Origin of the sequence: Arcobacter defluvii, assembly GCF_013201725.1 — a bacterium.
In the GTDB taxonomy this organism is placed as follows: Bacteria; Campylobacterota; Campylobacteria; order Campylobacterales; family Arcobacteraceae; genus Aliarcobacter; species Aliarcobacter defluvii.
The window spans coordinates 856,702-879,155 of record NZ_CP053835.1 but is presented as its reverse complement, the minus strand read 5'-3'; the positions used below and the strand labels follow the sequence as shown (position 1 = coordinate 879,155).

Sequence of the window (22,454 nt, the reverse complement as noted above, 5' to 3'; positions counted from 1 at the left end):
CCACCAAAACTATTAGTTCCTGTTCCTGTTGATAATGTTAAATCTCTAGGGTAGATACATCATCACTGTTTACAGTATCTGCAAAAGAGATATTACCAGCACCACTTCCTGTACTCATTACAACATCATCTGTTAATACTACTGCTTTTGCAAAGCTTATATTATTATTTACTGTTGTGATATCTCCTGCTAAGCTATTTGTTCCTACACCATTTTGTGTAAATCCTCCACTTGCGTTTATATCCCCTTCACTACTTGTTGTAAACAATCCTGAGTTTGTTACACTCATTGCTCCACTATTAAATGCTTTATTTATTGTTACATCATTCCCTGTTATTCCTACTGTTCCTAAGGCTAATGTATTTCCTGTAGTTCCATCAAATATTACATTCCCATTTCCATTATTAATAGTTAAATTTCTTACGATTGTTGTACTATCTAAATTATCTTTAAACCAGATTGTTCCATTATTTATTGTACTTAATGTTGTATTTGCTCCTAGAGTTGTCACACCATTATATGTTTGATTATCTTTTGTTCTTACACTTGTACTATTTATTGCTGTTGTTCCACTTACATCTAAACTTCCTAAAGCGTATGTTGCTCCTACTATTCCATTAAATATTCCATTCCCATTTATACTTAATGTTCTATAATCACTTATTCCTGCTGTATTACTTGAGTTTAATGTTCCTCCAAATGTTACATCACTTCCTGTTAGAGTTGTGTTTTGTCCTAAGACTACGGCTCCGTTATAACTTTGAGAACCACTTGTTACATAATTAGCTCTATTTAAATTAATATTTGTTGCTGTCCAATCTATAGAGTTTACTTGGTGGTCTTTATCTAAAGTTACACTATTTGCTGAAGTTATTTTTAACTCATCAAGTTTACCTGTAAGCGCATCAACACCTAACGTTTTATTGAATATAACATTTCCTGTTCCTGCTGCTAAAGTCAAACTATGTGGACTACCTAAAGCTGTTGCATCATTTTCAACTTCTTGTAAACTAATATTTCCAGCACCAGTATTTGTATCTAAAGTTAAATCACCAACTAAATAAAACTTACTGTTAAATGTAATGTCACTATTGTTAGTTCTAATTTTTCCAGCTAATTTAGTATCTCCATCAGCTAAAATAGAGAAACCTCCTTTTGCAAAAATATCAGCTTCTCCAAGCATTGAAAAATCACCATGTGTTTTAAATGTTACTAATCCATCAGCTGTTATATTATCATTTAAAACTATACCTTCTGAACCAGTTGCCGTTAAATTATCTAAAGTAATAGCTCCTTTTGTTACAACTTCACCAGCAGTAGTAATTGTTCCTGTTGCAGTTACAACAATATCTCCTGAAGTTGTAGTTCCAGTTACTCCACCATCAGCACTTCCAAAGGCAACATCACCATAACTATTTACATATATTCCACCGGTATTTGCATTAAGACTTAATTCTTTTACTTGTGTTTGAATATATTTATTACTAGCACCTACTCCTGTTTTACCATTTAAAGCTGCAACTCTACCTATGATATTTGGATTACTAGAAGCTGTATTATCTGTAATATTTCCATTTGTTGCAGTAACTCTTATTAAACTATCTCCATCAACAGTATTTCCACCAACAACTTTTTGTGCTTTAATTTCACCTAATAAAATGTTATTTGCAGCTAATAATGTAACATCACCATCATCAACTTCATATACTGTTCCATCTGCCATTGTGATATTTCCAGTTGTAGCTGTAACACTTATTTCTCCATTTTCAGTAGTTCTAAGTCCACCAGCTGATCCAGTATGTGTAACACCTGTTCCACCAATTAATGTAATATTTCCTGTTCCTGTTGAAACTAATGCTCCAATAGTAAGTAATCCACCAGCTTCAAGATTAACATTTCCTGAACCATCTGCTGTTGCAGTTTGAGTTAGAGATAAGTTATTATTTGCTTTTAGTCTTAAATTACCATTATTAACAGTTTGAATTGCTCCTGTAAATGAGATTGTAGAAGTAGTTATATCAATCCCTTTTGTAGCACTTGTATAAAGTGATTGTTGTCCAACTTCACTAAATGTCCCCAAATTAACAGTTGTTGTTCCAGTTCCAGCTTTTTGTTCAAAACTTGCAGCTTTAATACCATTTGTAGTTACATTTGTTGCTGAGTTTATTATAATATCACCTAATTCTGTTGTATTTCCAACTAATCCAGTAAATACTACATTTCCAGTTCCTGCTGTTAAAGTTAAAGTTTCAGTTGATGGTGTTGTTCCATCTATAGTTTGAGCAAAAGAGATATTACCAGCACCACTTCCTGTACTCATTACAACATCATCTGTTAATACTACTGCTTTTGCAAAGCTTATATTATTATTTACTGTTGTGATATCTCCTGCTAAGCTATTTGTTCCTACACCATTTTGTGTAAATCCTCCACTTGCGTTTATATCTCCTTCACTACTTGTTGTAAACAATCCTGAGTTTGTTACACTCATTGCTCCACTATTAAATGCTTTATTTATTGTTACATTATTACCTGTTATTCCTACTGTTCCTAAGGCTAATGTATTTCCTGTAGTTCCATCAAATATTACATTCCCATTTCCATTATTAATAGTTAAATTTCTTGCACTTGTTGTACTATCTAAATTATCTTTAAACCAGATTGTTCCATTATTTATTGTACTTAATGTTGTATTTGCTCCTAGAGTTGTCACACCATTATATGTTTGATTATCTTTTGTTCTTACACTTGTACTATTTATTGCAGTTGTTCCACTTACATCTAAACTTCCTAAAGCGTATGTTGCTCCTACTATTCCATTAAATATTCCATTCCCATTTATACTTAATGTTCTATAATCACTTATTCCTGCTGTATTACTTGAGTTTAATGTTCCCCCAAATGTTACATCACTTCCTGTTAGAGTTGTGTTTTGTCCTAAGACTACGGCTCCTGTATAAAGCTGTGTTGATGTAGTATCAACGGAATCGGCTCCACTATTAATATTAATCGTACCACTTGTAATTGAAGTAGAATTTGCCTTAATATCACTTGCTATATTTGTAGTAGTAGCAGATGCAATTGTAAGTGCTCCTAAACGAGCTGTATCGCCAATTGTATTATTTATATTAATATTTCCTGTTCCAGCTGTTAAAGTGATATTATTTGCACCATTTAATCTACCATTTAAATTTATGTTTCCATTATTTGTAGTTAATTTAGAAGTACCTAATAATTCACTATTACCTAGTGTAATTGTAGCTGCTGATGTAGTCGATTTTGTTTCACCAAATAAATTTATACTATTTTGAGAAGTTGCAGTTAAACCATTTGTAAAAGTTGTCGTATCAGTAGAAGAATCACCTAATGTTAAATTTCCTGTATTACTCAAAGTTGTATTTCCAGCTATTGAGTTTGAACTCCCTAATAATGCTATATTATAATTTGAGCTACCAGCTGATGCAGACATAGCTGTATTTACAGTTAAATCACCATCGAAAGCTATTGTTTTATTTTCTGTACCGTTTAAAATAGTCAGGTTATTAGTATTAACAGTTCCTGTAAATGTTGTATCTGCACTTTTTGTAATAGTGATAGTTCCTATATCTGTTCCAATATTTCCAATTGAAACATTTCCTATAGAGTTAATTCCTAAATTTGAAACTGCTCCACTTGCCGTTCCTGTAATTGAATCAACTGCAATATCATTATTTATTCCTGTTCCTAAAGTTAATGTAGCTCCATCACTTAAAGTTACTGCTGAAATATCAATATTTCCAGTTGAAGTTCCTCCAATTGTTGAATTACCTAAAATTTTTACAGCTGTGTTACTATCACCTAATGAAATAACTGAAGTACCCTCTGATTGAATAGTTCCATTGATATTTACTAAACTTGGATTATCAGTATTTAATCCATTTACAAAATTTATTGTGTCTGAACCATTTCCTAAATTTAAATTTCCAGTATTATTAAAAGTAATAGCATTTTGTATAGTTGTATTTGTTCCATATAAACTTATATCATAATTACTTGCTTGTGTACTTAGAGTATTTACAGATAAATTTCCATTAAATACAACACTTCCTGGAGTTGTAGTAATTCCCTCTTGAATACTTAAAGTATCAATTCCACTTATACTTCCGCTTGAAGTTATAGTTCCTTGCCCTGAAATTAATTTTAGATTTTTATTATTTCCAGTTGCTGAATTTAAACTAATATTTCCAACTCCTGTTCCTGTTGATAAAGTAACAGTATTAGCAAGTAAATTCAGATTTCCACCAATTGTAAGATTATTATTTGTTGTAGTAATATTTGAATTTAAACTAATATCTCCTGTTGTACTAAATGTAGTTCCTGTTGTAATATCTGAATTTTGATTAACAGTGATTAATCCACTATTTGTAAATGCTGTTGAAGTTGTAGAATTCCAAGTATTATTTAGATTAAAAATTCCACCTGTAAGTGATGCACTTGCAACTTTTACAGAATCATTAAAATCTGTTTTTGTTGCAGAATTTATAACTAAATTTGCTAATCTATTAGTCTCTCCAACTTTATCTTCAAAAGTAACATTTCCAGTTCCAGCACTTAAAGTTAAATCATAAGTTCCATCTACTGTTCCTTGGAAATCTATATTTCCAATTCCACTATTTGTACTTATTATTGTATTTCCATTTAAAGTCACATCATCTGTAACTATGTCACTATTTGTTGTATTGATTGTAGAGAAAAGTTGAACTTTTTTATTTGTATCTGTTGAAGCTGTAACTGTATTTAAACCATTTGTAAAATTAAATGTATCAGCTGTTGCATTTCCTAAAACTAAGTTACCTTTATTTAAAAAAGTTGTTTGATTTGTAAATGTATTTGAAGAACCTAATAAAGAGACATCATAACTTCTTGCATAAGTTTCAAAATCAACTACTCCAACATTTCCATTTAGAGTAACACTTCCTGTTGATGTTTCAGCATCTTCTTGTAAAATTAATTTATTTAATCCAGTTGCATTATTTGTAACTGTAATATTTCCTGAACCTGAAATTAATTCTAAGTTTTGATTTGCACCAGTTATAGAATTAATAGTAATATTACTTGCTCTATCATTTGCAAGTATAGTTACTATCCCATTTGCACCATCTGTTGGTACACTTAATGTCAAGGCTCCTCCCACAGAAATACTACCTGTTGCAGTTGTTAAATCACTACCTAAAGTTAATGCACCACTTGTACTAAATGCTCCTGTTGATGTAATATTTCCTACATTAGATTTTGTAACTAAGCCACTATTTGTGATAGTTGTAGTTGAATCTGAATTTAAATTATTATTAAAATTAAAAGCTGTTCCAGTTAAAGTAAGAGTTCCTACATCAACCTCATCATTAAATGTTGTAGCTACACTTCCAGCAATTTGTGAAAATGTTCCTTTTAAATCAACTTTTTTATCAAAAGTTGCTGTTCCAACTGAGTTTATTGTTAAAGTAGTTAAATCAAAATCCTCTTTTCTCCCAACTAAATCAGAAAAAGTAATATTTCCCGCACCAGCAGTTAAAGCTAAAGCTTCATTTGTTCCACCACTTGTTCCTTGTGTTTGCCCACTAACAGTAATATTTCCTGCACCCGTTGATGTACTTAAAAGAACAGATTTTCCTTCAGCAATAGTTAAATTTCCACCTATTGATAAGTTTGTATTTGTTGTACTAATATTTGAAGCAAGATTAATATCTCCTGATGTACTAAAACCACCATTTGCAGTTATATCTCCTGTTTGTGATTTAGTAATTAATCCTGAATTTATAAATGAAGTTGCTCCTGTACTATTCCAACTATTGTTTATATTAAAAACAGTACCTCTTAAAGTTGCTGCTCCACCAACATTTACTGTATTTGCAAAGGTTGTAGTATTAGTTGCTGCATTTGTTTGAGTAAGATTTGTACCAATATTTACTGTACTATTAAAATTCGTTAAAGCAGAATTTGTGATTGTTAAATTTGCAAAAGTTGTATTATTTCCTATAGCTCCATTAAAATCAATATTTCCAGTACCAGCATTTAATATTAAGTTTCCAGAATTTGTAGTATTTCCATTTATAGTATCATTAAATACTATATTTCCACTTCCACTTCCTGTACTAATTGTACTATCTTGACCTCCTAAAACTCTAACTGCACCATTGAAAGTGATATTATTATCATCACTTGTTAAAGTTCCTGTATATAAATCTATATAAGTTCCAGATTTTGTAATGAAATTTAAATTATCAGTTGCTGTAACATTTCCTGAAATTGAAATAGGATTCGATAAATCAGCACTTCCTATATTTATTACACTAAAACCATCTTTTGCAATACCTGAAGTTCCATTCCAAAAAAAGTTTGATGATAAATTAAGTGTTCCATAACTTCCAATACCTATACTTGTACCATCAGTTTTTGCTTTTATATTTAATATCCCACCAAGAGATTTTATAGTTGTGCTTGTATTTAAAGAAATTGCATCCGCTATAAGATTAATATTCCCTGTATATGTTCCACCTGAAGAATTTGTATCTCCTATTACAGCAGCTCCATTTGTATAAATACCTGCATATACATAACCACTACCCCAAGAAGAGCCACTACTTCCTGAACTTCCATTGTTCCAACCAGTACCTCCAGTACCTCCATATCCAGTATTTCCTCCATATCCTGCAGCACCTCTTGTAGTATCAAAAGTAATATTTTCATCTGCATGAATTGAAGTAGCTGATTCTAAAGATATTGCATATCCAGAGTTTCCACCAACTCCACCTGTTCCACCTTGTCCACCTGTTCCACCATCTCCCATATGTGCTGAACCACTTGAACCATAAGTATAACCGCCATAATTAGCGCCACTAATAGTGTTGTGTCCAAGCTCTACATTACCTCCTTGTCCAGCTGTAGCATAAGTACCTCCGGTTCCTCCTGTTCCTCCGGTTCCACCAGAGCCTCCTGTACCTCCTGCTCCTCCAGTTGCTTCAAGTTTTAAGTCTCTTCGGGCTTCTAAAGTAGCACTAGTTACTTTTATACCAATACCACCACTTGCACCTGCACTTCCGTTTCCACCAGTACCTCCTGTTCCTCCTGTTCCACCAATAGAGTTACCTCCTGTACCTCCATAAGCATATCCGCCAGAGTGATAAGCTGTTATATAATTAGCTTGTTGATAATATCCACTTCCAGGTTGACCATAACCAACCCATTGACCAGATGAATTATAAGGTCCTGCCCCATCATAGTGATAAGAATAATGGTCAAATTGTTGGTATGTTCCAGAAGTATCTCCTCCTTTAGCATTACCTCCACCTTCTCCATTGTAAGCAGTTCCTCCGGTGTCTCCCATTCCACCGTTTCCACCTCTTCCACCATTTCCACCTTTTCCACCAATACCTGTTACAGTTAGGTCTCTTCCAGCTTCAATAGTTGTACTTGATGAGATTCTTACTCCATTTCCTCCAGCTGCTGCAGTACTTGAAGCACTATCTCCATTACTTCCAGATGATCCTTGTCCACCAGTAGATGATCTTCCTGCAGCACCATGACTATCAGTACCTGCACCTGATGAAACTGCACTTGGTTGAGTATAATTCCCTCCACTTGCAGCCCCTGCAGAATAATCATAGTTATTACCTGTTAAACCTGAAATAGTTACATTGTTTTCAGCATTTGCTGCATCACTTGCATTTGAACCAGCTCCACCTTGTCCTTTAAGATTTATATCTGTAAGTGATAAAATATTAGTACTTGAACCTACAAATATTCCTTCTCCTCCATCTTTTCCTTGTCCATTGTAAGAACTAGAAGTATAATCAAAACCTTTACCTCTAATATTTATATTATCAGCTGTGAAATTATTATAGTTACCTATATATACACCATCATCATAAGTAGTATTTCCAACAGAATACCCATTTGAAGCAGCCCCTATATCTAAATCTCCATGTATATTTATAGTTTGATTAGAACTACCATTGTTTTCAAAATAAACTGGACCTGCTGTTTCAATAGTAAAATTCAATATACTTGAAGCTGTATCACTAATTTGTACACCTGAACCTATATAAATATAACCTGAACCTGTTGATTGTAGTTTTAATGTAACTTCATTTCCTGATGTTTTAGAGATAATTACTCCATTTGAAATTGTCATAGAACCTGAGACTATATTTTCTACACTTGTTCCACCATTTAAAGTACTAACATAACTATTTGCTACAGATTGCGTTATTGTTGTATCAGTTGGATCTAATAACCATAAACCACCTTTTCCTTTTGGTGCAGCTGCTGTTACACTTATATTTTCAGTATCAAGTGTATATCCTGATGTTTCAATTTTTCCACCATTTCCACCATTTTTTCCAGCTTTTGCTTCAAGTGTAGCAGCTACTTTTGTAAGAGAATTTGATTTTGTTACATCTGACCAAATAGCAATAGTTCCTCCATCACCATTGTCTGTTGCATTTGCTGTGATTTTTGCATTTTTTTCAACAATTGTTTTTGTAGCTTGAGAAACTGATTTATCACTATTTTGCCAACTTCCTCCAACGTAAATAGTTCCACCACCTGTTTTTCCATCTGCTTTTATTGAAGCTGTTTGAGTTATAGTTGTGTTTTCACCTGTTACAATAATTTTTCCTGCTTTTCCAGTATTAGAACTAACATCTATGGTTCCTGAATTTATAACATCTCCATTATTTGCTACAAGTTCTACTTTACCTGAAATATCATCTAAACTATTAGCTTCTATAACTCCTGTATTATTTACAACTCCTTTTAACAGTTCATTTACTGCATTTGTTGTTAAATATATTTCTCCACCATTTGCTACAATAGTTCCTGAGTTCTCAACCATTGCATCAAGAACTCCTTTTGACACTACTAAATCTACAATAGAATTCCCATTTAGGTTTACTGTATATTCACTTGCTCCACTTAAATATACTTTCCCTTTTATTGCTTTTATTGTTCCAGAATTTTTTACTTCATTTGAAGCTAACACTACATATGAATTATTTGTTACTTCTATTGTTCCTAGGTTTATTACGCTATTTGTACTATCACCTTTAAAATTATAATTCCCTGCTTGAAAATCCTTATCTGCAAGTTCTTTTGTTGTTGCTACTAATCCTGCTGTATTTACTTTTGCATTTTTATTAAACAATATTCCATTTGAGTTTAATATCCAAACTTGTCCATTTGCGTTCAATGCTCCATCTATTACTGATTTCTCATTACCTACTACTCTATTTAGAGTGATTGAATTTTGATTTGGTTGATTAAAATTTACTACTTCATTTGATTTTATTGAAAAGTCTTTCCAATTTATTGAGGCTTTTTGTGTACTTTGATTTATATTTGTTGTATTCCCACTTTGAGAAATTATTGCATTTCCACTTGTTACAACTCCTTGTGTTGGACTTGCACTTGCTATTATTGCACTTCCTAGCATTGCTGATACAACTAGACTTATTTTCCCACCTTTTAAGATTCTAAATCGTGAGCTAAAATCATGATTAAATTTTATCATTTCATTTTCCTAATTAGAGAAATTTATCACTAAAGTATATAGTTCTAATATCATTTCTATATCACTTATTTACTTGATTATTTTGCATTTAGAATCATATTTATGTAAAATATGCAAAATTTAAATGATTTGAGTAACTATGAAAAAAATCTTTTTAATCTTTTTATTTTTAATTTCTTCACTTTTTTCAAAAAACATAAATTTAAATGAAAAAGAGATTAATTATTTAAAAGAAAAAAAAACTATAACTATGTGTGTTGACCCAGATTGGGAACCCTTTGAAAAAATAAATAAAGAGGGATTTCATGAAGGTATAGCAGCAGATTTAATAAAATTAATTTCAGAAAAATTAAAAATAAAAATTAAGTTAATTTATACAACTAATTGGGATGAAAGTATTCTTTTTTCAAAAGAGAAAAAATGTGATATTTTAAGTTTTTTAAATGATACTCAAAAGAGAAGAGAATGGCTAACATTTACAGATGTTTTATTTGAAGATCCAAATGTCCTTGTTGGAAGAGTTGAAAGAAAATATATTGAAGATATTTCAAAAGAAAATTTATCAATAGCACTTCCAAAAGAGACAGCAATGGCTGAACGTTTTGCAAAAGATTTTCCAAATCTTACAATCATACCAACAGATAGTGAAGATGAGGCATTTAAACTTGTAGAAGAACAAAAAGCAGATTTAACGCTTCGATCTATGATAGTTACGGCTTACACTATCAAAAAAAATGGAATATTTAATCTTAAAATAATTGGTGAACCTAAAGGATATGAGAATAATCTAAGAATTGGTGTAAGAAAAGATGAGCCAATTTTAAGAGATATATTAAATAAAGCTATAAATAAAATCACAAAAAAAGATATAGATAACATTATAAATAAATATGTAACTATAGTAATTGAAAAGACTACCACTTTTACGGTTGCTCTTTGGATTTTAGCTACTTTATTAATTGCTGTTTTTATAATTCTTTTGTGGAATTATATGCTGAATAAAAAAGTAAAAAACGAAATTAAGAAAAATCAAAAACAACAACAGCAATTAATAGAACAAAAAAGAAAAGCAGAAATTGGAGAACTACTAGGCAATATTTCTCATCAATGGAAAAATGGTTTAACACAAATATCTTCATTGAATTTAGAGATGATTTTAATGTATGAACTAAAAGAAGATTTTATTAATAATGAAGCCTTTTATGATAGATTAAAAGATACAGAAAATTCTATAAAATTTATGATTGATACTATGAATACATTTTTAAATTATTATAAAGAAGAGAATCATTTTTCAGAATTTAATATCAAAAACAATATAAATGAGGTTTTAAAATTAGTTGATATTGAAATAAAAAATTCTAAAATTGATATTAAAATAATTGAAAATTTTCCTTTAAAAATAAGTGCTAATAAAAATGAATGGATGCATATTTGGTTAAATTTATTCACAAATTGTATTAAAATTTCTAAAATTAGAAATATTGAAATTCCGAAAATTGAAATACTTATAAATGAAAAAAATATAATTTTTAGAGACAATTGTGAAGGTTTCAAAAAAGATATATTAAAAACAATCCTAAATAATGAACAAAAAGGATTAGGATTAAAAATGAGTTCTAAAATATTAGAAAAAAATGATTGGGGAATAATCATAGAAAATTCTAAAACAGGTGCAAAAATCACTTTATTTGATAAAAAATAATAATCGTGATATAAAAATGATATTTGTTTTTTATAATTATTAAAAAAAGGTTATAACTTTGATTAAAAATATAAATATATTAAAATCATTATCAATTCTTTATGCAGAAGATGACATAGTAATTAGAGAAACTATAACAAGAATTTTAAAAATGTTCTTTAAAGAAGTTTTTATTGCATCTGATGGAAATGAAGCATTAAAAATCTATGAAAATAAAAAACCTAATGTTCTTATGTTAGACTACGTTATGCCTAATTTAGATGGATTCCAAACAGCTAAAATTATAAGAGAATTAAATAAAAAGATCCCTATTATTCTTGTGAGTGCATATACTGATAAAGAAAAGTTACTAAATGCAATTGAAATTAATTTAATAAAATATTTAGAAAAACCTATTTTATATGATGACTTAATAAATGCATTTGATAGTGTAATACATTTTTTAGAAACTAATAATTTAATTCTTACAAAACTTGATGAAAATACTTGTTATTCATTCATTACAAAAAATATTATAAAAAATGAACAAGAAATATCACTAAGTAAAAATGAAATACTATTCTTAGAGCTTTTATTGGATAAATCAAATCAATTAGTTACAAAAGAGATTATCGAAAATATTGTTTTTAAAGAAAATGTTGATGAAAATACATTGAGAAATATGGTTTATAGATTAAGAAAAAAATTAGATACAGAAGTAATAATAACTATTAAAGATTTAGGATATTTAATTAGAATCTAAAGAAGTAGTTTTTACTACTTCTTTACTATTTTTTTGCTTTTTTCTTTTTATGTCTATTTATAAATAACATAAATCCAGTTATTACAAAAAGTGCCATTAAAGATGAAGCTAAAAACATACCAATTTGACCAATAATCCCAAAATACTCACCTGTGTGTAAAGGCAAAATACTTCTCATTAATTGTTCATTTAAAGGTTTTTCTTTAAATCTATCATCTTTTAATAATTGCCAAGAATTAATATCTAATTCTAAAGTATTTGAATGTCTAAAATAGTCTGATTTATCATCTAAATAAGTAAAACTATAAATCGTTCCTTTTTGAGGTAATCTAACTGTAAATGAATAATAATCTTTTTGAATAAAAATATTAAACATATCTATAGCTTTTTGAACATCAGCAAATTTGGATTGAGAATTTTCTTCTCTCCTTTGAACTTGCATTTTTGGATTTTCTCCCATTTGAGAAATATCTCTTTTTGGTTTTTCTCCTCTAGGTGCTTGTGCTATTGGCTTTTGCTCTACTTTTTGCCCCTCAACTTTTTGCTGTTCTTTTGGAGGCATCATTCTTTGAGGTTTTTCAACACCTGCTATTTTATATAACATTGTATTATACCAACCATAAGACCAGTAAAGTCCAGTTAATGCAGCAAGCAAATAAAATGGTATAACCCACATTCCTATTGCACTATGCATTGTTGATAAAAATGCTCTACCCTTATGTTTAAATTTAAAAGTGAAACTTTTGAAAAAAGAGTGTTTTATTCTTCCCCAATAAACAATAATACCACTAATTACAAGAATTATTAAAGAGACTGTTGAAATAGCAACAGTTTGTTTTCCAACTTCTCGCGCATCTCCCTCTAAAGCCAACCATCTATGTAATCTTAGCATTAATGAAAAGAAATCTCTTCCTTTTAAGTCAGGTAAAATTTCTGCTGTATAGGGATTTAAATAATAATTTACTCCTCTTCTAGCATCTTTTCCTTCTCCTTCAACATTTAAAACAACTGAAGCATCTAAATCACTAGAAATAGAGATACTATTAATTTTTGCTTTAGGATTTCCTGCTTGAAACTTTTCTAATAACTCTTTTGTTGATAATTTAGTTTTATTTTCTGGAACACTTACAACAAAACTATCTTGATTTATAAATCTTGTTATCTCTTTTTCAAAAGATAATACCGCCCCTGTTACTCCAACAACAAAAAGAACTATCCCTGCTGTTATTCCTAAAATCCAATGTATCTTAAACCATATTTTTTTATGCATATTTTACTTCTTTATCTTTTTATATTCCAAGGTATACCTTGTTCTACATCTATAGTGTATGTAATTGCGTGAATTGTTTTATCATATTCCTTTCCATCAATTTCACCTTTTGTTTCATCTTCAAAATTTGCTTGAATTAAATATTTTCCTATCCAAGGAGTATGAATTGTAAATTCACCTTTGTCATTTGAATCAAAAGTTTTTTCCCAACCAGTTGGAGAAATAACTCTAATTTTAGATTTCTTTATTGGTTCATTTTTGAAAACTATTTTAAAAGTATTACTATTTTTTTCAATTGGAATAATGTCAAAATCAGTAACAACCTGTGTATTTGTTCTTCCTGCTTTTGAATAAGCAATTTTGTTCTCTATAATTTCTGAATCTCTAGCCTTTCTAGGTTCAGATGTTCTAACAATTGTTATATCACCTTTTTTATTTAATACATAAGTGATATTGTTATTATTTTTTTTAACTTCTTTTAGCAATTCTGTAGGATAAACCTCACCTTCTTTTATCCTAGAAAATTTTTCACCACTTTCTAACTGTTTTCCATCAAAATGTCCAAAAAACAATTTTGCTTCATCTTTTTTATCATCTAGTTCTAACCAAATTTCATGGGCATTTAAACTAATTGTGGCAAAAAGTGATAAGAATATCAAATAAACTAATTTTTTCAAAGTAACTCCTCTTTTTTTAATGTGCAAATTTTAACTTATGATTTTTAACGGTTTTTTAACAAAAATGATAATTGTTATTGAAATTAAATTATAAAATAAAAAAAGATAAGTAGAAAATTACCTATCTTTTTTAAAACTTTATATTTTATTTAACTATTCTAAAAAGTATAATTTGCACTTATCCAAAAGTTTCTACCAGCAGTGATATTACTATATTGTTCATAGTAATAAGGTGTTCTTCCTGAACCTTCTGCAACTGCATTATATTCCATAAAATCTTTATCAAATAGATTATTAACTCTACCATTAAAAGTTAAATTTTTATTAACTTTATATGAAGAACCTAAATTCCAAATAGAATAATCTTTATAATACAAATCTTTATACTCATTTCCTACTTTATATCTTGAATTAAATCTGTTAACTTCTCCTGAATATTGTAAATAAGTATTAAATTTCGTTGTTGCTTGCCAATCTAAAGTGGCATTATACATTTGTTCTGGACTACTTCTTAAAGGTTTTCCATTTGTACTTGGATCATCTGATTCTATTTCAGAATCCATATATGTCCAATTTGCTTTAATAGATAAATTATCTAAAATAAAATATTTTCCTGCAACTTCTAAACCTTTAATCGTTGCTTTTCCAACATTTTGTTTCATCGTAGGGTCATACCCTAAAGCTCGCCATTCATCACCTATAGAACCTATAACATCACCACTCTCGATTTTATCTTTAAAATCATTTTGAAATAATGTTACATTAAAATTATGTTTATTTTCATGTTCATAATAAGCTGCTAATTCATAACTTACAGACTCTTCAGGTTTTAAATCTGGATTTCCAATCATAGGAGATGTACCTTGCCCACCAAATCCTGTAATACCTTCTTGTAAATCGGTAGTTTTAGGAGTTTTATATCCAGTTGCAACTCCTCCTTTTAATGTCCAATTATTAGTTACATTATAAGTTAAATATGCTCTAGGACTTACATGACTTCCAAAATCTTCATGCTTATCATATCTTGCACCAAGAGTAAGAGTTAAAGGTTCTATAATATTCCAATTATCTTCTGCAAAAAATCCATATTGATAATATTCTTTTGTAAGATTTGACTTTCCTTCACTCATTCCAAATACACCATCTTGTAATTCTGCTTTTAGATATTCAGTCCCAACAACAACAAAATGGTTATTTAATGGCATCTCATATTTTGCATTAAATGTTGTATTTTTAGACTCTAAAGTTCTAGTTGGTCTTGGCATAAGTGCAACAAAATAAGGATCTTGCATAGCTGCATCTAAATTTGCCCAATTAGATTTATTATCTTTAATATATTGTCTTTGCTTTGCATTTAAAGGTAAACTTCTTCCTAAATTTGAAGATTCTATATGATGAACGCCTATTGTACTCTTACCTAAGTCCCAGTTTGCTTCCCAATTTAAAGCATATTGTTCTCTTTCCATTCTTTGAATTGGAGCATATCCAACTCTTTGAGTACTAAATATAGTATCATAGCTATCAACTGTTCCTACACTACCATTTGTATTATCATATTTTTGTTTAGCTATATCGAAATCAGCTTTGATTGTATGATTTTCATTTGGAGTGAAAGTTAAACCTGCACCAAATGTCCAATTTTGGTTATCCATTGTTTTACCATTTGCACCAAAACTACTATTTGATTTACTTGAATCTTTTCCATTGAAACTATCTTTAGCCCATTCTGGATTTGATTCTTCATTATCATAATAACTTCCTCTTAAACTTAAGCCCAATTTATCTTTTATAAGAGGTCCCATAATAGAGAAATCTGTTGTATCTCTATCTCCCCAATAACTTTCTGTTTGAAAAGTTCTACTATGATTTATAGAACCTGTCCATTCATTTGATATCTTTTTAGTAATAATATTTATTACACCACCCATTGCATCTGCACCATAAAGTGTAGACATTGGTCCTCTTACAACTTCTATTCTTTCTACCATAGACACTGGTGGAATATTTGCAAATTGTAAACCACCAAAGTTATTTGGATAAATATCTCCATTATTATTTTGCTTTTTACCATCAATTAAAACAAGTGTATAATCAGCCCCCATACCTCTTATACTTACCGTACCTTGTCCAGATTTATCTGTACTTTCACCAATATCAACACCTTCTATATCTTTTACAGCATCTAATAGATTTGTGTAGGGTTTTTTTTGTAAATCTTCTTGAGTTATAACTGAAATACTTGCAGGGGCATCTGTTATTTTTTGCTCATATCCTGAAGCAGAAGATACTACTTGAACTTCATCTAGTGTTGTAGTTTCATTTGCTAATAATGTTTGAGTAACCAACAATACTGCAACTGAACTTGCAATTTTAATTTTCATAATAATCCTTGTTAAGTTTTGATTTTTAGCTGGCTACTTGTAGAAAATGTACTTTTGCTTGCGATTTAAATTCATTAGAATGAAATTATATTTAGGAATAATGATTAAAAAATGATTTTTTGATAATAACTATTATAATTAAAATATTTTTAATAAGAATTAGACTATTATTCTTAAAAAATATGGAAGTCAAGATTGTCTAATACTTTTTTCTCAAAAAAAAATTTTGATATATTAATTGTTGAAGATGAGCCTATTTTAGCTATGGCTATGGAAGTTAAGTTAAAAAAGCTTGGATTTGGAGTAAGTGGAATTGCTACAACTCCTGATAATGCTATTTTACATATGCAAAATAGACATCCTGATTTGGCAATAGTAGATATAAATTTAAATTCAACAAAATCAGGTATAGATGTAGCAACATATATTTGGAAAAATTTTCATATTCCAATTATTTTTTTGACCTCTTACTACAATGACAAAATTTTAACTCAAGCAATGGAAGCTGAACCTTATGCATATTTAATAAAACCTTGTAGAAATGAAGAATTAAAAGTAGCAATAAATACATCCATGCACAAACATCAATTCTTTTTTAAAAACAAAAATATTCTTAAACCCTTAGAAAACAAATTTATTTATTTAACTAAAAATATAAAATTTGATTTAATTCAGCAAGAATTATATGTTGATGAAAAAATTTTCAATTTAACAAAAACAGAAAAAAAGCTTTTTGATATTCTTACTTCACAAGAAGGAAAAGTTGTAAGTTTTGACACAATTTTCAATTTTATTTATAGAGAAGATGTTTATGATTTATCAAAATTACGTTCATTAATATATAGATTAAAAACTAAACTTGGTTTTAATCCATTTGAAAACTTATATGAAGAAGGATACAGGATAAAAACTTTTGAAAAAAATATTTAATTTTAATTATTACTCTTTTTCCACAAAAATTATACTTTCTCTTTTATTATTTATAATAATTTTTAAATTGATAAAAATTACTTTAACTACACCAAAAATACAGAGCAATGCAATAAATAGAGAAATTGAATATATCACAAGAGCTTTACTTATTACAAAAGAAGAGATAAAAATTATTGGTAAGTCTCTTAAGATGCAAACAGATTTAGAAATAAACTTATCAAAAAATATTATTGAAAATGAAATAAAGAGTTTAGATTTAAAAATCAATAATTTATTAGAAAAAAAAGATCTGTTTAGTTTGTTGAAAAAAAGTTCAATTTCACAATTTTGTACTTACAATTTATCTTTAAATAACAATAATATTTTAAATAAATGGGAAAAAAAAGAACAAAATTTTTTATTTAACTACAAATTAAAAAACTCAAATTTTATACTTGAACTCATATGCTCTCAAAATTCTTTAAATCCTAATCATATGACTTTTGAACTGGATTTAAAAAAACATTTAAAAACTAAATTATTAATTGATTCTGAACTTGAAGATACAAAAATGGCTGTTTTTTGGATTAATTCAAATGCTTTAAAAACAAAAAATAATATTTTGAGAGAAGAGAACAAAGAACTTAGAAAAGAGAAATATCATATCAGTATGTTATCAAATGTAAAAAATATTCCTACAGGGAATTTGACTCTTGAACAAATATTAGATTCAAAAAATAGTGGAAAACCTATCACACATAAAATAGATAATAAAGAAGTTTTAACTTGGATTTTAGATTTAAATTTAAATCCTTCGAAAAATGTATTTTTAGCTTATTCAATAAATAAAAGCCAATTAGAAAATAAAAATAACCTTTCAGAAATATTTTTATTTGAAACTCTTATTGCAATTGGAATAAGTTTTATTTTAATTTTATTTATTTTTAAAAGATTATTAAAAAATATAAATACTTTAACAAAAACTGCTATGAGAGTAAATCAAGGAGAAAAAAATATTAGAAGTCATGTAAAAGGTGAAGATGATGTGGGGATTTTAGGTCAATCTTTTGACTCAATGTTAGATTTTTTTGAAAAAAGTATAAAAACATTGGATAAAAAAGTAGAAGAAAAAACAAAAGAGATTTCAAAATCACTTGAAGAAAAAGAGATATTGTTAAAAGAAATTCACCATAGAGTTAAAAATAATCTTGCTTTAACAATAAGTTTAATTGAACTTCAAGAAGAGGAAATTGAAGATGAAAAAACAAGAAAAGTATTGATTGATATACAAGAAAGAATTTATACTATGGAGCTTTTACATAGAAAACTTTATGAATCTACAAATTTAAATAAAATTCCTTTTAAAATTTATGTTGTTGACTTAATAAATGCTATTTCAAACACATATGATAAAAATAAAAATGTAGAAATAAATTTCTTTATAGAAGATATGGATTTAAATATTGAAACAGCTATGCCGTATGGATTGATTTTAAATGAAATAATAACTAACTCTTTTAAATATGCATTTATTGACATAATTAATCCAAAACTTGATATAAAAATTTCTAATCAAAATAATAAAAAAATATTAGTTGAAATAAAAGATAATGGTAAAGGTTTAAAAAATGATTTTAATATAATTTCAAATGAAACATTAGGTTTAAGACTTATAGATATGATTGTAAGACATCAATTAATGGGAAGTATTTCATATACTTTTGACAATGGTGCAAAATTTACAATTTTAGGTGAAATAAAAGAATAAAATCAAGTAAAATTTTACTTAAAATATAGACGAAAAAAAATCTAAAATACAAGCATCTTTAATTTTATTATTCTAATTTAAAAATTTGATTCAAAGCTGGAAATAATGCTTCAATATGAGAAGCATTAGATATATTTAAAATCTTTATTTCTAAATTTTGAGTATTTTTTAAATATGAAGCAAAAGTTTCAATATCACTGGGATTTTTTCCTTTATTTTCTATCTCGCCAACACTTAAATATAATTTCTTAGGATTTTTTATTTTAAATTTTTTATTTTTTAATTCTTTTAAGATATTAAAATCATTCCACCAAATAGATGGGCTTGCTGCTATAAAATTTTGAAAATCTTCACTATGATTTAGAAAAGCATATAGAGTAAAAAGTCCACCATAAGAGTGTCCAAACAAAGTCTGTTTTTTTGTGTTTATTGGATAATTTTCTTCAATTATTGGCTTTAACTCATTTTGTAAAAAGTTATAAAACTTCTCAGCTCCTCCTTGCAAATATTCAGAACTTCCACGATTTGCTAAAATCTTTAACTCACCTTTATATGGTGGTGTATAATCATAACTTCTAGCTTTTATATCAAAAAGATCTTTAGAAGCATAGCCAATAGCTACTATAATAGGTGGAGTTTTTTTTGTACGATAAGACATATTATCAATAACTTGAGCCATAATAGAAGCATAAGGGAAAGTTGCATTTCCATCTAAAATATATACAACATCATAACCATTTTTTGGCTCTTTAGTTTTAGGTTTATAAACTTGTATTAAATATTTTTGTTCATGAAATTTTGAAGATATGACAAATTCTTGATTTTGTTCAGCACCAACTAAAGAAATATTTTTTTGTACGTTTATTTCAGAGTTTGCAAACAAATAAAGATTTAAAAAAGATATGATAAATAATAGCTTTGTTAAATTTTTCATTTTTATCCTTATAATTTTTTTAAAATAATTACTTTAGAAATCATAAGCAAGGAGAAAAATCCTTGCTTTTAATTAAAATTTAACATTCATTGCTAGGCTAAATCTTCTTCCATCTAAAATATAATCAAATCCATCTTCACTTGTAACCTCTTTATTTGCTACATTATAAACACCAGCAGTGAAACTTATTTTTTTATCATAATTATATACTGAACCCAAATCTACATATGTATAAGCAGGATTTTTATCACTTGCATTACTACTTGAACCTGCTGTTTTACCTCTATAATTTACTTGTGTCCATAATAAAACTTTAGATGTTACGTCCCAATCAAGTCCAGCATTAAACATATGTTTTGAGATATCATTTAAAGGATTACCTTGATTTGCTCCTGATTTTTGTTCACTATGTGTATATGTATAAGAGTGTCTATATTTTAAATTATCTAAAATATAATAATCAGTTGTAAGTTCTATACCTTTGATTTCTGCTTTATCTACATTTTCATAAGCTGTATATCCATATTGATGAGCATCATAAATTGTTCCTTTATAAGTACAAGCTGTATTAGGTTGACAAATTCTTCCTGTTCTTGTAATTTTATCTTTAAAATCTGTTTTAAATACAACTAAACTTCCATCTAAACCAATATCTGGATTATCATAAGAAACTCCAGCCTCATAATTTACACTTGTTTCAGGAGTTAAATCTGGATTTCCAATCATAACTCCACCTCTTGAAACTCCTGCAAAATCAGGTGCTGCTTGTCTTAATGATGGTGCTTTATATCCACTTGTTACACCACCTTTTAAATTTAAATTATCTGTTAAACTATAAACAGCATAAATTTTTGGACTAAATTCACTTCCAAAAATTTCATTATAATCATATCTTCCACTTAAAGTTAACGCTAAATCATCAGTTACATTCCAAGTATCTTCTGCAAAAAGTGCCCATTGGTATCTTTGCATCTCTACAATACTATTATTTAAAGAACTTGTTGCTCCATCTTCAAGCTTTTCTTTTTTGTAGTTCGCTCCAACTGTTAAAGAATTTGTATCAAAAAAATATGTTCCTTGCGAATTTGCAGTGATTGTATCAAATTTTATACCATTACCTGTTGATGAATTTGTTCTTGAAGGATTATTTGCATTATCATAATTCAAATATGAATCTAGTAAAAATTTAGCTTCTTTAAATTGATGAGTCAAATTATAGTTATATTTTATTAATTTAGTTGCTTCACCTGTAGAAGTTGTTGAAATACTTTTTCCAGGAGTTGTTGTTCTTTCTTGCGTACTATAATTATACTCAGCTGTAATTGTATTATCTTCATTTGGAGTTAAGATTGCTTTTGTACCAAAATTTTCTCTTTTAAAATCAGGATCACTCCCTGCACTTTTTGTTGAACCACCTGCATTAAAATCACTTTCATCTGTATCTAAAAGTCCTGCTGTTAATTGAACTGATAATAAATCTTTTACAACAGGTACATTTACAAATATATTTGTATTTCTTGAATCATTATTTACTTTATTTGAAGAATCCGCTTTAATATATTCCGCTTTTATACTTGCGGTTACTTTATTTTGATGTTTTTTTGTAATAATATTTATAACTCCACCCATTGCATCTGAACCATATAAAGAAGAAGCAGGACCCCTAACTACTTCTATTCTTTCAATTGCTTCTAATGGCGGTAAAAAATTGATTTGAGCTCCACCAAAACTTCCATTTGGATTAAAAGCATCATTTCCTTGCATTGGTTTACCATCGATTAAGAATAAAGTATAATCAGCACCCATACCTCTTATAGAAATTGATTGATTACTTCCTCCACCATTTACAAATACACCTGGTACATTTTTAAGAACATCTGTAACATCGGTATAAGATTTTTTTTCTATTTCTTCTGCTGTAATAACTGAAATAGTTGCAGCAGCATCTTGAATATTTTGCTCATATCCAGAAGCAGTACTTACAACATCAACTTTATCCAATAAAGTTGCTTCTGCATTTAACATAATTGGTGCAGTTAATAACACTGTTGCTGATACAACTGATGCACCTAAATAATTTGTAGTTTTGTGTTTTTTACTTACGATGTAATTTCTCAATCTATTTTCCTCCAAGAAAATTAAATATTTTTTATGTTTGATTTTGATTTTTGGCTGGCTACTTTTTAGGAGAACATAATTAGAAATTTTGCTAGCTAGTAAATATTATAAATGTTTTTGTTAGTTTAGTTTGTTCGCTTTATTTAACTAATCATTAACAAAAAATCAATGGAATATTAACAGAGTTAATCTTAATTTTAAATAAAATTGATAATTAGTATCATTAATATTTAAGTTTTAATTTGATAATATCTTATTTATTTAAAATTAGGAAAAATAATGGAAAATCTCTTTTTATTAATTATTACACTAGCAGCACTTTTTTATCTTTATAAAAAAGTTTTTAGAAACAATAGTTGTAACTGTGGAAAAGACTCTTGCAAATCAAATGAGAAATAAA

The 22,454-nt window shown here is 28.3% G+C and carries 11 protein-coding genes; 5 read left to right on the top strand and 6 right to left on the bottom strand.

The genetic code is table 11. The features are described 5' to 3' along the window. Positions 1–37 precede the first annotated feature (37 nt). On the bottom strand, positions 38–9,547 hold the full coding sequence (locus ADFLV_RS04410) for a hypothetical protein (RefSeq protein WP_164968496.1): 9,510 nt from the start codon (positions 9,545–9,547) through the stop codon (positions 38–40). A 139-nt stretch (positions 9,548–9,686) separates the two neighbouring features. Between ADFLV_RS04410 and ADFLV_RS04405 the strand changes: the two genes are divergently transcribed. Together ADFLV_RS04405 and ADFLV_RS04400 are read left to right on the top strand one after the other, a co-directional pair. Continuing rightward, positions 9,687–11,252: a transporter substrate-binding domain-containing protein gene (locus ADFLV_RS04405; RefSeq protein WP_129010943.1), complete on the top strand. Its 1,566-nt coding sequence runs from the start codon at positions 9,687–9,689 to the stop codon at positions 11,250–11,252. A 58-nt stretch (positions 11,253–11,310) separates the two neighbouring features. Next, complete coding sequence (locus ADFLV_RS04400) at positions 11,311–11,994, top strand: response regulator transcription factor (RefSeq protein ID WP_129010944.1); 684 nt, start codon at positions 11,311–11,313, stop codon at positions 11,992–11,994. 25 nt (positions 11,995–12,019) lie between these two features. Here ADFLV_RS04400 and ADFLV_RS04395 read toward each other — a convergent pair whose 3' ends face one another. The 3 genes from ADFLV_RS04395 to ADFLV_RS04385 form a co-directional block, all read right to left on the bottom strand. Beyond that, on the bottom strand, positions 12,020–13,264 hold the full coding sequence (locus ADFLV_RS04395) for a PepSY-associated TM helix domain-containing protein (protein ID WP_129010945.1): 1,245 nt from the start codon (positions 13,262–13,264) through the stop codon (positions 12,020–12,022). 11 nt (positions 13,265–13,275) lie between these two features. Continuing rightward, a complete protein-coding gene (locus ADFLV_RS04390; protein WP_129010946.1) occupies positions 13,276–13,941 on the bottom strand; it encodes a DUF4198 domain-containing protein in 666 nt (221 codons plus the stop codon). 158 nt (positions 13,942–14,099) lie between these two features. Next, a complete protein-coding gene (locus tag ADFLV_RS04385; protein ID WP_129010947.1) occupies positions 14,100–16,322 on the bottom strand; it encodes a TonB-dependent receptor domain-containing protein in 2,223 nt (740 codons plus the stop codon). A 195-nt stretch (positions 16,323–16,517) separates the two neighbouring features. On the opposite strand from ADFLV_RS04385, the gene ADFLV_RS04380 reads away from it, so the two are divergent. Further along, the gene (locus tag ADFLV_RS04380; RefSeq protein ID WP_129010948.1) at positions 16,518–17,252 is read left to right on the top strand and encodes a response regulator; all 735 of its coding nucleotides are present in this window, start codon (positions 16,518–16,520) and stop codon (positions 17,250–17,252) included. Beyond that, on the top strand, positions 17,236–19,002 hold the full coding sequence (locus ADFLV_RS04375) for a sensor histidine kinase (protein ID WP_164968497.1): 1,767 nt from the start codon (positions 17,236–17,238) through the stop codon (positions 19,000–19,002). The genes ADFLV_RS04380 and ADFLV_RS04375 overlap by 17 nt, the downstream gene beginning before the upstream one ends. 67 nt (positions 19,003–19,069) lie before the next feature. Here ADFLV_RS04375 and ADFLV_RS04370 read toward each other — a convergent pair whose 3' ends face one another. Both ADFLV_RS04370 and ADFLV_RS04365 read right to left on the bottom strand, forming a co-directional pair. Then, entirely contained in the window at positions 19,070–19,936 is an 867-nt protein-coding gene (locus ADFLV_RS04370) for an alpha/beta hydrolase (RefSeq protein ID WP_129010949.1), read from the bottom strand. A gap of 72 nt (positions 19,937–20,008) precedes the next feature. Further along, positions 20,009–22,054 carry a TonB-dependent receptor domain-containing protein gene (locus ADFLV_RS04365; RefSeq protein WP_129010950.1) on the bottom strand — a complete coding sequence of 682 codons (2,046 nt, stop codon included), beginning with the start codon at positions 22,052–22,054 and terminating at the stop codon, positions 20,009–20,011. 279 nt (positions 22,055–22,333) lie between these two features. Here ADFLV_RS04365 and ADFLV_RS04360 point away from each other — a divergent pair, with 279 nt between their 5' ends. Beyond that, positions 22,334–22,453, top strand: a complete 120-nt coding sequence (locus ADFLV_RS04360) for a FeoB-associated Cys-rich membrane protein (RefSeq protein WP_102043401.1) — start codon at positions 22,334–22,336, stop codon at positions 22,451–22,453. Position 22,454 lies beyond the last annotated feature (1 nt).

Excerpts from the sequence above, each read along its gene's own strand:
- ADFLV_RS04395 (WP_129010945.1), bottom strand. The coding sequence starts at position 13,264 with ATGCATAAAAAAATATGGTTTAAGATACATTGGATTTTAGGAATAACA.
- ADFLV_RS04370 (WP_129010949.1), bottom strand. The coding sequence starts at position 19,936 with ATGAAAAATTTAACAAAGCTATTATTTATCATATCTTTTTTAAATCTT.
- ADFLV_RS04405 (WP_129010943.1), top strand. The coding sequence starts at position 9,687 with ATGAAAAAAATCTTTTTAATCTTTTTATTTTTAATTTCTTCACTTTTT.
- ADFLV_RS04360 (WP_102043401.1), top strand. The coding sequence starts at position 22,334 with ATGGAAAATCTCTTTTTATTAATTATTACACTAGCAGCACTTTTTTAT.
- ADFLV_RS04385 (WP_129010947.1), bottom strand. The coding sequence starts at position 16,322 with ATGAAAATTAAAATTGCAAGTTCAGTTGCAGTATTGTTGGTTACTCAA.
- ADFLV_RS04410 (WP_164968496.1), bottom strand. The coding sequence starts at position 9,547 with ATGATAAAATTTAATCATGATTTTAGCTCACGATTTAGAATCTTAAAA.